Here is a 15,079-nt window from a genome sequence, read left to right on the forward strand (position 1 = left end):
TGTTCTCCGACTTACAGGTGGTGACTGAAAATGGAATGGCTTTTAAATAAAATTCAGGGAGAGCAATCCGTCCGGGTCTCGCTGACCTACAGCCAGCAGAAAAAATGGCTCGGGTTTCTCTTCTCCTTACCCGCATTACTCTTACTATTTACCTTTCTGATCCTGCCGGTCGGCCTGGCTTTTGTCTACAGCTTCATGGAATACAACATGCTGAACCCTGCTGCCAAGGAATTCAGCGGGCTCAATAACTACACAAGACTATTACAGGACGCTGCCTTTTACACAGCGCTGAAAAACACGATGTACTTCACAGCAGTCGTCGTGCCATTGCAGTGTGCAGTTGCACTCGGGCTTGCGCTTTTAATTAACAAAAAGGTCAAAACAGCCGTTATCGGACGCGTGTTTTTCTTCAGCCCGGTTGTGACATCAATGGTGGTTGTCGCAATCCTCTGGACGTTCCTTTATAACGTGGACAGCGGACTGATCAACAGCGGTCTGAACTTCTTCGGCATTCCGGATCAGCCGTTTCTGTTAAGTGAAAACCAGGCGATGAACTCCATCATCTTTATGTCAGTCTGGCAGGGTGCCGGCTTTCAGATGATGATCTTCTTAGCCGGATTAAAAGAAGTACCGGAAACGCTGTACGAAGCAGCTGAAATTGACGGCGCAAACGCATGGCAGAAGTTTTTAAATGTCACGCTGCCTTCATTGAAAAATGTGACGGGCTTTGTCCTGATGATCACGACGATCCAGGCGTTCAGGCTGTTCATCCAGCCATATGTCATGACAAACGGCGGACCGAGTGATTCCACGAAGACACTCGTATTCATGCTTTATGAAAATGGATTCCAGTTCCGTGACGTCGGATACTCTTCTGCCATTGCAGTCGTATTCTTCCTGGTTGTCGTGACGGTATCACTTATTTTAAAGAAAGTACTGAAACAGTAGGAGGGGCAAAGGATGAGTCGAAAAGCGAAGAAAAAGTTAAAAATGATCACGCTCTCTGTCAGTATTGTCCTTCTTGGACTGTTATTTATCTCCCCGCTTGTCTGGATGATTGTCGCATCCATCAAGCCTGAAACGCTGATCTTTAAAGATATGGGCCTTCAATCACTCATACCAAGAGAGGCAACGCTTGATCATTATGCGACGATTTTGTTTTCAGACAGCGTGAACTTTATGAAGTATATGTGGAACAGTTTATTTACAGTCGGGATGATCGTGCTGCTTGGGACGGTCGTTAATGCGCTCTGTGCCTACGCGCTTGTGAAGCTGAAGTTTCCTGGTGCAGGGCTGATTCTGATCATTATTATTGCGCTATACGTTGTTCCATTTGAAAGTGTGCTGATCCCGCTTTATGTGGTGGTCAACAGCTTTGGCTGGATCAATGAATACCCTTCACTGATCGTACCGTTTATCGCTGAAGCCTTCAGTATCTTCCTCTTTATTCAGTTCTTTAAGGGGATTCCAAATGAGCTTGAGGAAGCGGCACAGATTGATGGTGCCAACCCGTTCCAGGTGTTCTGGAGAATTGTTGTACCGAACTCTAAGCCTGTTTTTGCAACAGCTGCGATTCTGGCATTTGTCACACACTGGAGTGACTTTATGTGGCCGCTCATTGTTGCAACGGATGACTCAATCCGCACAGTACAGGTAGGGATCCAGTATTTATTTACAGATAACAATATTGAATACGGTCAGATTATGGCCGCACTGACGCTGACCACCATTCCTGTCATTTTAATCTTCATCTTCTTCCAGCGCTATTATGTACAGGGCATTACGTCAAGCGGTGTGAAAGGTTAAGGAGGAATGGACGTGCAAAACGAACAATACAGACCCGGGTTTCACTTCAGCCCTGAGGAAAACTGGCTGAATGACCCGAACGGCCTGTGCTATCTGGACGGAGAATACCATTTGTTTTACCAGCATCACCCCCACAGCAAAATCTGGGGCCCGATGCACTGGGGCCACGCAGTCAGCCGTGATCTGCTTCACTGGGAGCACCTGCCGATCGCACTCTTCCCGGATGACAATGGTCAGATTTTCTCAGGCAGTATGGTCGTGGATGAGCAAAATACGAGTGGGCTTCAAATTGATGACCATAAAGTAATGGTTGCGATTTTTACCTATCATTCTGATAAGGAAGAAACGCAGGGAATTGCGTATTCAAGAGATAAGGGACGGACGTGGGAAAAGTACGCTGATAATCCTGTCCTTGATAACCCTGAATTAAAAGATTTCCGTGATCCAAAGGTATTCTGGCATCACGATCACTGGATGATGTCACTTGCCTGCGGCGATCATATCCGCTTTTACAAATCAGATAATCTGCTGGAGTGGAGCTATCTTTCTTCATTTGGAGAGAAGCTTGGCGCGCATGGCGGCGTATGGGAATGCCCGGATCTGATCCGCTTTGATGACAAATGGGTGCTGATTGTGAGCATCAACCCAGGTGGTCCAAACGGCGGCTCAGCGATTCAGTATTTTACTGGTGACTTTGACGGTGAAGTCTTCAGCTGTGACCATGAAGGCGAAACGAAATGGGCTGATTACGGTCGCGACTTTTACGCGGCGGTGACATGGAGTGGACTAGATAAACCGCTATGGATTGGCTGGATGAATAACTGGCAGTACGCCAATGAAGTTCCAACTGATCCATTCCGGGGCACAATGACGATTCCGCGCAGACTCTCACTTGAAAACGGTGTGCTCGTGCAGCAGCCAGTTGAGGTTGATTCATTAGTTGAAGAGTCAGTTCAGCAGACAGTTGTATTGGCTGAGACAGAAGCTTTTGTTGAAACAGTGCCGAGACAGGTTCAGGTGAAAGTAGCTGTGAGCAGTCAGGAATCCCGCTTTTCATGTGTGTTAAAGGGTGAAAATGGTGAGCTGATCATACAATTTTCTCCGGAGCGGGTTGTATTTGATAGAAGAAACTCAGGGGATGTTAGCTTTTCAGAAATGTTTCCGAGTGTTGATACGATGCCTTGCTCATCCATTGAAAAGCTGCAGCTTTTAATTGATGACAGCTCAAACGAATTGTTTATCAACGACGGAAAGTATGTCATGACAGAGCTCTTTTATATGAAAGGCGAATCGTTTGAAATGAAATGGATGAATGAAGGTCAGGATCAGCTTGAAATGGATGTGGTCACTGAGCGAATTGGTGCCTTGCAGCCAACTGGTATGAAGTAAAAAGCGAATGGAGGAATCAGGATGTTAGGAATGGAAAGCCGGACAGTTAATGCAATGAGGAAGGTTACGAATATAGTGCTGTTAAATGTGCTTTGGCTGATCGGCTGTATTCCAATCATCACGATTGGTCCCTCCACAGCTGCGATGTTCAGCGTAATAAAAGATTGGGAGGACGGCGATGACAGTGTCTTCAGAAGCTACATGCGCGCGTTTAAGTCCTCTCTGAAAACCGGCTGGTCAGGGACAGTCTGGCTTGTCGTAATTGGCGTATTTTTAGTGGACCTGCTGTTCTTTTATCAGATCGGCGGCGCACTGAAAATCCTTCTTCTCTCCATCACAGGCATCATGCTGCTCGTGACACTGCTGGCCGGTACATTCATGTTCCCGCTTCTCGCACATCAGCAGTTGACAGGTATGAAGCTAATGAAGCAGTCATTTATTTACGCATTTACACATGCATCAAGTTCAATTGCCGTGCTGCTCTTATGGATGGCTGCAGGTACAGCAGTGTATGTGATGCCTGCGTTGCTCCTGGTGATTATTGTGCCGGTGAGTATGGCGATATTTAAGTTTTATTTGAAGCTCGGGGAGCCGGTTCCGCAATAGGCGGAATGGGACCCGGGTTTTCTTTGTTAAAATCAAATACCGAATGTGTCCAAACCCGTAACGTCGGATCATTTTTATCCATCATAAAATATTTTCTTCTATCACTTTTTTTGAAATTAACGGTATTATAAAGTTAATATTGTAAATTTTAGAAGAGGTAGGATGACGAATGAATATAACGCCTAACCATGATTTAACTAATATGAAAGAACCGTTGATGGAAGGGTATATAACAGAGCCTGAAAAAGCGGCAGAACAGCACCTTTTTGATGCCGTTGGGCCTGTTATGATAGTCGGAGACACAGTGATTCCGTTTACACAGCAGCATACGTGGCCTCTGGTTGTGGTGTTGGAGGATGTATTAAGCTCCGGGGAATGTGATCAGCTGATTCAATTATCGAGTGATCGAATGAAACGCTCAAAAATTAGCAGTGATCGCGTTGTGAATCAGATGAGAACGAGCAGCGGTATGTTCTTTGAGGAGTCGGAAAATGATTTGATCCATACCGTTGAAAAGCGTCTTGCTACAATCATGAATATCCCGGTTGAACACGCAGAGGGATTGCAGATCCTGAAATATACGCCGGGGCAGGAATATAAAGCGCATCATGATTACTTTTTGCCAACTAGTAAAGCAGCTTCAAATAATCGCATCAGCACAATGGTCGTTTATTTGAATGAGGTGGAAGAGGGCGGGGAAACCTACTTTCCTGCGTTAAATATCTCGATCACACCTAAAAAGGGGTCAGCTGTTTACTTCGAATATTTTTACAACGATGAAGAGCTGAACAAACAATCGCTTCACGGTGGCGCACCTGTGATAAAAGGAGAAAAGTGGGTTGCCACGCAGTGGATGAGGAGAAAACGAGTACGATAAAAAAGGAAAATATAACCTGTGATTAAGTAATCGATACGATTCATCGTTATAAAGGTTTTATCAGCAAATAAAACTTTATAACGATGAGATGATCATAAAAAATGCGAATGTTTCATTGAAAGCCCGGTTCTCCATTCCACCTTAAGCGAAACGGAGCCGGGTTATATTTTTGCTTTAATTACTATATGCTCCCTGAAACAGATTTGCGTGAAATAAAGTTCATGTATCAAAGGGACTAGCATCAACTATAAAAAACCTGACTTTACAAACGGAGTTGTTTTCTACTGTAGAATACAGTTAACTAATTTATATCAATTTAACAATATTATATAAATTAATAAATATGATAAAAAGAACCGAAAAGTTAAATATTTTTTCAACTTTAGTCTCTGAGAGCTTGATGACAATATTAGATCCAATTATTCCCCCTAGTATGCCTCCAAGTATCATATAGAACAACATGCTTAAGTCATATTCTTCAAAACCGGATGTAAAGGCGATTAACAGTAGTGCAGATAATTGAGAAAAGAAAATAATAAAAATCGAGTTAATACCTGCATTTTTTACTGACATTGAAAATAATAAACATAAGACAGCGACATTTAATGGACCGCCGCCAATACCTAGAAAAGCAGATAAAAATCCAAGTAAAAAACCGACTGCAAACATCATCAGTTTGTTTATGATCGTATAAGATTTCATATGCTGCTTCCTGTTAAAATATATAAAAATAAAAGATAATAGGATGGCTAGTATCGAAGACTGAAGAATTGCTGTAATGGTAGAGATACCTAAAGAAATCACAATCATATTAAAAACTGATTTCCCGGTTATACCCCCTAGGATTGATCCGCCAGCTAGGATTGTGCTGATCTTTTTATCGATCTTTATTTCTTTACCTCTCATTTTAATTAGCGATACACTTGCCATAGAGAGTACTGTGGCTGCAGATAAAACGCCAATTGTTTGCAAGTTAAAGTCACCAAACAAATCTAAAACCGGTTTGATGATGACTCCACCACCAAGACCTGCAACAGCTCCAAGAATCGATGCAATTAGTGCAATCGCAAAATATAAAATAAATATAAGGATCATCTCCAATACATACTTTAACTAAGCATTCTTCTAAAATAGAATAGTATCAGGTAATAAGCGAATTGAATAATGCTATTATTGAATAGGGTATAACAAAAAGTTATTAACTGTATTAAATAAAACAGGGGCGAACTAGCCTTATTTAAAATTCATAAAGGGGGATAGTTATGTCGCAAAGTCCGAAAAAAGTTGTTAAATATAAGAAAATAGAAGAATATATTTTAGGGAAAATAAAAAGTGGAGAATATATAAGAGGAGAATCAATTGAAACTGAGCAGGAACTTGCAGAGAAATTTTCTGTAAGCCGGGTGACTGTCAGGCAGGCCACTAACAATCTGGTAGCTAGAGGATATTTATCCCGCAGTCAGGGAAGTGGAACTTATGTTTCCAGTCAGAGGGTTGTAGGCAGATCTACTGCGGCCAAAAGTTTTACAGAAGAAATGAAGGAAATGGGAAAAGAAACTCAAACTGATATTATAGAGTTTAAGATCATTCCAGCTAATAAAGAAATAGCTGCTAAGCTTCAAATCGCAAACGACAGTCCGATTTATTTTATAAAAAGGCTTCGTAGGGCAGATGGCGTACCGATGATGTTAGAAACAAGTTATATGAGTGTATCAGATTATCCAGACTTATCATATGAGAACATCTCTACTTCAAAGTATAAGTATATTGAAGAAGTAAAAAATCAAACAATTGATCATTCACATCATGTAGTTGTACCAATTATGCCTACTGAAGAGTTAATAGACCATTTTAGGTGTAATCCGGATGAGCCTTTATTGAAAATATTAAATACTACTTACTTATCGTCCGGGAAAGTCCTCGATTATTCAGATATGATACTGAACTCCAATGATTATCAATATCAATCTATACGCGAAAAATGAATTTGTATTAACAAATAAAAACCAGTAGAATGTAGTATATCTTTTAGATTTCCTATTTAAAAACAAGTAAAGTTTGATTTAATAATGTTTTTACAGTGTTGTTCTATTCCTTAATAGGTTTGGGGCAACATTTTTTTATTTTGAAATAATATATCTTATTATTGTATAATACAATTTAATAATTTGTATTGACATATTTAAAGTGTTTGGTATGATACTTACAACAAGCTAATAAAGAGCCCTATTCAAAAATTTTTATAGGTAACTGTAAGCGTTTTCTGTTCATATCAACTAAATTGAGCGTAAAGGAAGGGGAAAATTATGAAAGATGCATTGATGGATTTTGGTCAAAAACTTGGTAAAGCTATTTTACTGCCAGTGGCAATACTACCTGTCGCTGGACTATTGCTTGGAATATCTTCTGCGTTATCTGGACAGGCAGTTGTTGATGCCTATCCCATTTTAGGGAATACAATTCTACAAGCAATTTTAACCATTATGAATGCAGCCGGAAGCGGTGTATTTAGTGCATTGCCTCTTATATTTGCTGTAGGGATAGCAATAGGGTTGGCAAAGAGAGAAAAAGGTCCTGCAGCTCTGGCTGCTGTAGTAGGTTATTTTGTGTTAATTATTACAATTAATGCTTTGTTAAAAGTAACAGGAGAACTGGCACCTGCAGATGTCGACCCCAGAACTTTGGGGCAAGGTGCACAATTTGGGGTAATGACTCTTCAAATGGGTGTATTCGGGGGGATTTTAGCTGGTATCGTAACTGCGCTTGTGCATAATCGCTTTTATAATATTAAATTACCGGAAATTTTAGCTTTTTTCGGTGGTTCACGCTTTGTTCCAATCGTAAATACTTTTGTTTTCCTGATTGTTGGATCACTGATGTATCTGATATGGCCGGTCATTGGTAATGGAATTGCTTCATTTGGAGAATTTGCAACTGGGCTTGGAACATTTGGAGCTTTCTTATATGGATTAATGTTGCGTACGTTATATCTCTTTGGTCTGCACCATGTCTTTTATCTGCCATTTTGGACGACTGCGGCTGGTGGAACAATGCAGGTTGGTGGTCAGGTTTATGAAGGATTCCAAACGATCTTCCTCGCTCAGTTATCTGATCCTGAGACAACAAAATTCTACGGTAATTTAGCACTATTTAACAGTGGCCGTTATTTGCACATGATGTTTGGTATGATTGGAATTGTTCTTGCTATGTATAAAACGATTCCTGCAGGACCGAGACGTAAGGCAACAGCAGGCTTTCTGTTTTCTATAGGGTTTACGGCATTTATTACTGGTGTAACTGAACCAATTTCTTTTGCTCTATTATTTGCATCACCAATACTCTTCGCGGCAGAAGCAATCTTGTTTGCTTTAAGCTTTGTGGTAGCAAGCCTTGCTAATATTACCATCGGTTCAACGTTTTCAGCCGGTGTGATTGAATTCTTATTATTTGGCGTTTTTCAGGGGAATGATAAGACGAACTATCTGTGGGCATTGCTTTTGGGAATTCCAATTATCTTAGTTTACTACTTTGTATTTAAGACTTTAATCATTAAGTTAAATGCAAAAACGCCTGGCCGTGATGAAGAAGCTGTGGCCGAAGGCGAAAAAGAGTATCAGGCTTCTGTTCAAGAAAAAAATACTGATGACAAAGCAAAAAACATCATTGAAGGTTTAGGTGGCTTTGCTAATATAACGGACATTGATAATTGTGCAACAAGATTACGGGTTAGTGTTGTCAAGCCGGATAAAATTAATTCAACTCTCTTAAAAGAAACAGGTGCAATGCATACTGTCGTAAGAGGAAAGTCGATTCAGGTGATCTATGGACCAAAGGTTAATATTATTCGAACAGAAGTAGACGAGTATATTGAAGACAATAATATTAAACATTTATAAACTTTAAAAAGAGGGGCTCTTTCAGTATTGATAGAGCTCCTTTGTGACAAACCTGAGGACGATTGGAAGGAGTATCAACATGAAAAAGAATGTTATTTATATACACACACATGATAGCGGAAAAGTATTAAGCCCTTATGGTTATGATGTCCCTACACCTTCTCTCCAAAAATTTGCTGAAGATGCAACAGTTTTTAGACAAGCATACTGTGTAGGACCGACATGCTCACCTAGTCGGGCAGGCTTGTTAACAGGAATGTATCCGCACAGTAATGGGATGTATGGTCTTTCACAAAGAGGCTTTAAGCTTCATGATTACAATCAGCACTTAGTGAATTTTTTGAAACAACAAGATTACCATACTGTTTTATGCGGCATTCAGCACGAGGCAGGCAGTTACCTTGATCATAATGCGGGAGCAAATATCATTGGTTATGATCATGATATCAGCGCAGACAATTCTGACTTATCAGAGCAGGAGCTTGTGAAATGGGATTATGAGAATGCTGGTAACGTCCGCAGCTGGTTACAGCAAACAGACAAATCCAAGCCTTTCTTTTTGTCATATGGAATGTTTGCAACTCATAGAAAATTTCCAGAAGAAGCATACGGCGATGAAAAAGAATTAGATTCAAAGTATGTATTGCCACCATATCCACTACCGGAAAGTAAAGAAGTGAGAGAAGACTACGCAGGCTATCTAAATTCGGCAACCTGGGCAAATGCTTCATTTGATCTTGTCATCGAAACTTTAAAAGAAGAAGGTCTGTACGAGAATTCAATTATTATTTTTACCACAGATCATGGCCTTGCCTTCCCATTTGGAAAATGTACACTTTACGATTCAGGTATTGGCGTTTCTCTAATCATACGTGTACCAGGCAGCAATATGAATGGTGAAACAGTTGAAGGTCTGGTTTCACAAGTGGATATTTTTCCTACGCTGTGTGATTTAATAGAAATCGAGCAGCCTTCCTATTTACAAGGTGTTTCCTTTGCGGAAATGTTCAAGGTGAAAGATTTGGAAGTAAGAGAAGATGTATTTGCAGAGATAAATTATCATACAGCTTATGAACCAGCTAGGAGTATCAGAACTAAAAGGTATAAATATATAAAATTCTACGATGAAGATTACTTGAAAGTGAATCGTACCAATATTGATAATTCCCCAACCAAAGCAATGTATCATGAAAATGGTTTAGCAGAGGTTACCAAACCAAGAGAGGGTTTGTATGATTTGTTGTATGATCCAGGCGAAAGAAATAACCTCTCAGAAGATGATCGCTATCAGGACATTCTTGTAAGCATGAGAGAAAAATTGCACCGTTATCAAACGAAGACTAATGACCCTATATTAACTGGTCACTTTAAATTAAAACCAGGCTGGAAGATTAATAAGGCAGGAACATATAATCCAAGTTCAAAGGATTCGGAAGATTACCTAAAGGTTGGTGAATAATATGTTAGGGAAATTGTTTAAAAGAAAAGACTTTGTGAGTCCTGCTACAGGTAATATCAAATCTCTTGATCAAGTGAATGATGAAACATTTTCCTCCAGGTTAATGGGAGATGGTTTTGCAATTGAACCAGAGGTTTCTGAAATATACGCACCAGTTGATGCAAAAGTGGATTTTGTATTTCAAACAAATCACGCAGTAGGTTTGAAAACAGACGATGGAAAAGAAATTCTGATCCATGTGGGTATTGATACTGTTAATCTGGAAGGAAGAGGATTCAGCTCTCACATTCAAGAGGGACAAAAAGTGAAACAGGGAGATCTAATGTTAACAGTGGATTTTGATTCTATAAAAGAGTTAGTACCCTCTACTGATATCATTGTGATTTTCACAAGTGGCGAAGCCTGCACTGTTAATGATGTTAATAGCAGAGTTCAAAATCAGGATTCAAATATTATTCAACTTTCAAAATAAACCCATTCTTACCCCGCTCCCTGACAATTATATAATTGAAGGGGTGGGGTTTTTGTAATTATAGGCAGTGTAAAAAAACAAATAATAAAGATTTTACTTTCTTATTAGTCTTATAGGGTAAAATGCTGGTCCAAAAGGTGCCAGCACATATTATAAGAGAGGTGATTTAAGTGGAACAAAAGAACAGTTGCTGCTCAGTATCGAGGTCGACAGTCACAGATAAAAAATCAGTAGAGGGAAACAGCATTAATTTCAAACTAGGGCAACAACATCGTGATCATATGGTTTTACTTAAAGGAGGACGCTTTTTGATGGGGACTGATGACCCTGAGTCGAATCCTTATGACAGTGAAGGACCTGTTCGAGAAGTAGAAGTAAATTCATTTTATGTAGACAAGTATGCAGTGACAAACAGGCAATTTAAAGAATTCGTAGAGGAAACGAACTATCAGACGGACGCTGAAAAGTATGGGTGGTCTTTTGTGTTTCACCTATTATTATCTAAAGAAATTGCAGCGAGGGTAACTCAGGCACCTGTAGCCACACCATGGTGGCGTGTAGTGGAGGGCGCAACCTGGAAACACCCGGAAGGACCGGGTTCATCAATCGAGGACCGAATGAATCATCCTGTTGTACACGTCTCCTGGAACGACGCTTTGGCTTATTGCTCCTGGTCAGGTAAAAGGCTTCTGACAGAAGAAGAGTGGGAATTTGCAGCAAGAGGAGGGCTGTTACAGCAGAAATATCCATGGGGAAATGAACTGTATCCGGATGGAGAACATTATTGTAATATATGGCAGGGTGAATTCCCGGTGACCAATACAGAAGCGGATGGATATGTAGGAACTGCGCCGGTCCATACTTTCCCTCCCAACGGTTTTGGACTATACAACATGGCAGGGAATGTATGGGAATGGTGTTCGAACTTGTTTGACAGTCAAAGAACAGGCAATACCACCGTTTCGGAATTTACACCTGAACGTCCAAAAGCAATGCGCGGAGGCTCTTACTTGTGTCATAAGTCTTATTGCAACCGATACAGAGTCGCAGCCAGAAGTTCAAACACACCGGATAGTTCTTCCGGTAACATAGGTTTTCGCTGTGCTTTAGATCCGCATGACAATGCTAGCTTAGATTAACAATTTAATAAATTTTGGATTGAAAACATACTTCCCAAGGGCATGCGCTTTGAAACATTTAAGTAGACTGTAGAATTACTTGGATTAAAGAATGTTGTTCCAAAGAAAAGGATGACGACAATTCATGAATATAGACAACTTACGTATGTTTTGCCTGGTTGCAGATGAAGGGAGTGTGAGTCAGGCAGCTCGTCTCAGTTATATATCTCAACCAGCTGTGACTAAAAAAATCAGACAACTGGAAAATCGCTACGGAGCTTCTTTATTTAACCGATCGGATGGCAGATTAACATTATCTAAAGCGGGAAAGGTTTTATATCCATATGCTAAGAATATTGTGGAATTAGATAGCAGTTCCTTTCAAGTCATTAAAGAAGTTTCAGGTTTAACGGACCTTACTTTAAACGTTGGAGCCAGTCAGACAATTGGAGAATACTTACTACCCAATATACTGGGGGACTATAAGAAGAAGTATGAAGAAACGATGTTTAGTCTTTTAATTGGAAATACACCCTATGTTTTATCAAAATTGGATGAGAATGAAATTGACATTGCGCTTGTAGAGGGAGAGGTAGACCATTCCAAATACTCTGTTAGAAAATTTGCAGATGATGAATTAATTCTGATTACCTCTTATCATCATCAATGGAAGGATCGGGAATCCATAGGAGTTCATGAATTGTCAGAGGAAAAAATGATCTGGAGAGAAAAAAATTCAGGAACCAGACTGATTGTTGAAAATGCATTAAAGGATTGTGGGGTGCTGGAACGCATAGAGAATGCAATGGAACTTGGAAGTATACAATCAATAAAAAGTGCTATTGAAGTCAATCTGGGGATTGGTATCATACCAAGATTGACAGTAACAAAAGAATTGCAATTCAATATTCTAAGGGAGGTTCGAATAAAAGATTTTAACATAACGAGAAATCTGTGGGTCGTTCAAAAAGAACAACGATTTAAAAAAAGTACTTTGACCAATTTTGAAAATTTTTTACTAATATGAATATTTTTAAAATGATCCGCTGAAGAACGACCCTGTGCGAGAACCCACTTCCACTCAATTCATATGATTTATATAAATATAATTGTGTGGAAGTAGTTCATAACAACAAGTGATAAATGTTCAAGACACCGAAAAACTTCACCTAAAACCCAACGTCCTCATCTCTTTATTCCGCCTACCCTATCCGGCAAAGTCAATTCAGCTGGATACCACTCTGTTTCTGCCTAACCGTTTGGCTTTATATAATAATTTGTCAGTTGACTCGATCATTGATTCAGGCGTTTCGTCAGCATGCGGATAGGTCGATACACCAATAGATACAGTGATGTTAAGTGGCGATTTCGAGTTAGAAATCTCAAACGAAAAATCTTCAATTGATTTACGGATTCTCTCTGCTATTTTCAATGTTATTTTGTGGCTGCAACCTTTTAAAATAACAGAAAATTCTTCGCCGCCATTCCTTGATACAATATCAAATGAACGAGTGTGCAGGTTTAATATCTTCCCTAATTGCTGTAAAACCTCATCTCCGGCAGCATGGCCATACGTGTCATTCACCCGTTTGAAGAAATCAATATCGATTAATAAAAGAGAGATACTCTCCTGTTTTTCTACAGCTATATTTATACTCTTATTCCACAATTGATCAAACTGCCGGACGTTATTCAATCCGGTTAAAAAATCGATTTCGGACTGTTCTTTATACGTCTGGAAGAGATCTTGAGATTTTTTAAAGTAAGCAATTGCAATGACAGACAGATAGGCACCAATTGAAGAAATCACCCAATACATTGGTACAATCGTTTTTAGTACTTCCACATCACGTACAAGATTAGAAAGTAAAATAGTAAAGACAATATTGGAGAGTAAAATCATATAGGTTACTTTTTTAGTGATATTTGATTTTCCCATTCTTTTGTTGATCATATAAAATCCAATCAGCATTGCCACTATAAAAATCATGCCGGAAAAAGAAGAACTATTCACACCGTAAGCAAATCTGCCGAAAATAATCAGAATTACGCCGATCAGTGCAGGGCGTACCCCGATAAAAAGAATTAAAAGCAGGATTGGAACGAACCTTAAGTCGACAATCGTTTCTTCTGTTACCCGAATGGAAAAATGAATCAGCATAATACCAAGGACGCCACCTGCAAGTCCATCAATCCAATGCATTGCATTCTCTGGAATACGATCTTTGATGATTCGCCATTTTAATTGAAGATAAAAAAAGGTAAGTGCTAGGATAATGCAAATATTAAGAAATAGACCTTCAATGACTAAAATCATACCCTGTGTTCCCCCGTTCACATAATCCTGACATGTAACAACTAAATGAATGATATACATATATACTAACCGATCGTTCAGCTATCTGCATACTATTTTTACCGAATTTTCAGAATAAATAGTTCTATTTAACTATTAACGATTTTGTGTATATGTGTTAAATATTAGTATATAAATACGATGATTGATATAAAATCATTTAGGAAAGGGATGGTTTTTCTGGTCACTAAAAGTGAAAAAAATTTATATAAGCTTGCTAAGTTAGCTGAATCATCTAATAAAACGAAAGGAGAGTTTAAGACTTTTATCGAAAATAGAAAGAAAGATATTCATATGTCAAAGCTGGATGAAGAGAAGCGGGCGGTCAGAGAAATGATGATCATTCAGTCATATTTTTTGCAGTAATATAACCGAACGTTCGGTTGTCACTATAACGATTCTGATGAAAAAAAGTTGGTGAATTATGAACACGAAACTACTGATTATTCAAAGCGCAATTCGTCTTTTTGCACGGCGTGGCTATGAAGGGGCTTCAATCTCATTAATTTCAGAAGAATCCCAGCTCACAAAATCGTCTATTTACAGCCATTTTTCCAGTAAAGAAGATCTTTATATGAAAGCCCTCGATTACTTAATTAATTTTCATCAGCATTACTGGAGTCGGAAAAGGAGCAGCCTGAAATCTGCTACAACAGAAAAAGCATTAAGTGAAATTTTATGTAACGTCTATCAGACTTCCCAAAAAGAAACCTATTTGTCTGTTTTCTGGCAGCTCGCCCTGATTGCGCCTCCTTCTTCCTTTCAAGAAGACGTAAGTCAGAAAATGCTGCGATCAAAAAATATACTATTAACCTATCTTGAGGAAGTTTTTTTGCACGGGTTAACAACAAATCAAATTACCAGTGAGCACAGCCCCGTTTATCTTGCTCATTCTTTTTATTGCTTATTAGAAGGGGCTACACTGGCTCATTTATATGATTCTGTGACTGATAATGAAAAACTGCTGGAAGTGATGTTAAACATATTTTTGAACGGTATAAACATTAAAAAATAAATCATGCAGAGATGCGATGCACTGTAGTTTTATTTGGGCACTTAAATGACAGGGAGTCATTTGTGCAACCGGCTCTCTGGGAGGT

At 39.3% G+C, this 15,079-nt stretch carries 14 protein-coding genes and 1 riboswitch; of the genes, 12 read left to right on the plus strand and 2 right to left on the minus strand.

The window, feature by feature from the left end; genetic code table 11:
• Window positions 1-30: 30 nt before the first annotated feature.
• The 5 genes from ACH6CZ_RS06375 (at window position 31) to ACH6CZ_RS06395 (ending at window position 4,678) form a co-directional block, all read left to right on the plus strand.
• Complete coding sequence (locus ACH6CZ_RS06375) at window positions 31-948, plus strand: carbohydrate ABC transporter permease (protein WP_374096596.1); 918 nt, start codon at window positions 31-33, stop codon at window positions 946-948.
• A 12-nt stretch (window positions 949-960) separates the two neighbouring features.
• Window positions 961-1,806: a carbohydrate ABC transporter permease gene (locus ACH6CZ_RS06380; protein WP_374096597.1), complete on the plus strand. Its 846-nt coding sequence runs from the start codon at window positions 961-963 to the stop codon at window positions 1,804-1,806.
• Window positions 1,807-1,818: 12 nt separating this feature from the next.
• A complete protein-coding gene (locus ACH6CZ_RS06385) occupies window positions 1,819-3,195 on the plus strand; it encodes a glycoside hydrolase family 32 protein (protein WP_374096598.1) in 1,377 nt (458 codons plus the stop codon).
• Window positions 3,196-3,216: 21 nt separating this feature from the next.
• Window positions 3,217-3,801, plus strand: a complete 585-nt coding sequence (locus tag ACH6CZ_RS06390) for a YesL family protein (RefSeq protein ID WP_374096599.1) — start codon at window positions 3,217-3,219, stop codon at window positions 3,799-3,801.
• A 217-nt stretch (window positions 3,802-4,018) separates the two neighbouring features.
• Complete coding sequence (locus tag ACH6CZ_RS06395) at window positions 4,019-4,678, plus strand: 2OG-Fe(II) oxygenase (protein ID WP_374097435.1); 660 nt, start codon at window positions 4,019-4,021, stop codon at window positions 4,676-4,678.
• Window positions 4,679-4,984: 306 nt separating this feature from the next.
• On the opposite strand, the gene ACH6CZ_RS06400 is transcribed toward ACH6CZ_RS06395, so the two are convergent.
• Window positions 4,985-5,773: a sulfite exporter TauE/SafE family protein gene (locus ACH6CZ_RS06400; protein WP_374097436.1), complete on the minus strand. Its 789-nt coding sequence runs from the start codon at window positions 5,771-5,773 to the stop codon at window positions 4,985-4,987.
• A 167-nt stretch (window positions 5,774-5,940) separates the two neighbouring features.
• On the opposite strand from ACH6CZ_RS06400, the gene ACH6CZ_RS06405 reads away from it, so the two are divergent.
• The 6 genes from ACH6CZ_RS06405 (at window position 5,941) to ACH6CZ_RS06430 (ending at window position 12,650) form a co-directional block, all read left to right on the plus strand.
• Window positions 5,941-6,663: a GntR family transcriptional regulator gene (locus tag ACH6CZ_RS06405; RefSeq protein WP_374096600.1), complete on the plus strand. Its 723-nt coding sequence runs from the start codon at window positions 5,941-5,943 to the stop codon at window positions 6,661-6,663.
• Between the two features lie 321 nt (window positions 6,664-6,984).
• Window positions 6,985-8,574 carry a PTS transporter subunit EIIC gene (locus tag ACH6CZ_RS06410; RefSeq protein WP_374096601.1) on the plus strand — a complete coding sequence of 530 codons (1,590 nt, stop codon included), beginning with the start codon at window positions 6,985-6,987 and terminating at the stop codon, window positions 8,572-8,574.
• 79 nt (window positions 8,575-8,653) lie between these two features.
• Window positions 8,654-10,033, plus strand: a complete 1,380-nt coding sequence (locus ACH6CZ_RS06415; protein WP_374096602.1) for a sulfatase family protein — start codon at window positions 8,654-8,656, stop codon at window positions 10,031-10,033.
• A gap of 1 nt (window position 10,034) precedes the next feature.
• Window positions 10,035-10,505 carry a PTS sugar transporter subunit IIA gene (locus ACH6CZ_RS06420; protein WP_374096603.1) on the plus strand — a complete coding sequence of 157 codons (471 nt, stop codon included), beginning with the start codon at window positions 10,035-10,037 and terminating at the stop codon, window positions 10,503-10,505.
• Between the two features lie 170 nt (window positions 10,506-10,675).
• Window positions 10,676-11,644: a formylglycine-generating enzyme family protein gene (locus ACH6CZ_RS06425; protein ID WP_483868537.1), complete on the plus strand. Its 969-nt coding sequence runs from the start codon at window positions 10,676-10,678 to the stop codon at window positions 11,642-11,644.
• Between the two features lie 124 nt (window positions 11,645-11,768).
• Window positions 11,769-12,650: a LysR family transcriptional regulator gene (locus ACH6CZ_RS06430; protein ID WP_374096604.1), complete on the plus strand. Its 882-nt coding sequence runs from the start codon at window positions 11,769-11,771 to the stop codon at window positions 12,648-12,650.
• Window positions 12,651-12,848: 198 nt separating this feature from the next.
• On the opposite strand, the gene ACH6CZ_RS06435 is transcribed toward ACH6CZ_RS06430, so the two are convergent.
• Complete coding sequence (locus tag ACH6CZ_RS06435) at window positions 12,849-13,940, minus strand: GGDEF domain-containing protein (protein ID WP_374096605.1); 1,092 nt, start codon at window positions 13,938-13,940, stop codon at window positions 12,849-12,851.
• Window positions 13,941-14,403: 463 nt separating this feature from the next.
• Here ACH6CZ_RS06435 and ACH6CZ_RS06440 point away from each other — a divergent pair, with 463 nt between their 5' ends.
• On the plus strand, window positions 14,404-14,994 hold the full coding sequence (locus tag ACH6CZ_RS06440) for a TetR/AcrR family transcriptional regulator (protein ID WP_374096606.1): 591 nt from the start codon (window positions 14,404-14,406) through the stop codon (window positions 14,992-14,994).
• Window positions 14,995-15,077: riboswitch (cyclic di-GMP riboswitch) on the plus strand. It begins immediately after the preceding gene.
• Window positions 15,078-15,079: the final 2 nt, after the last annotated feature.

The organism is Jeotgalibacillus sp. JSM ZJ347 (assembly GCF_044383825.1).
Lineage (GTDB): Bacteria > Bacillota > Bacilli > Bacillales > Jeotgalibacillaceae > Jeotgalibacillus.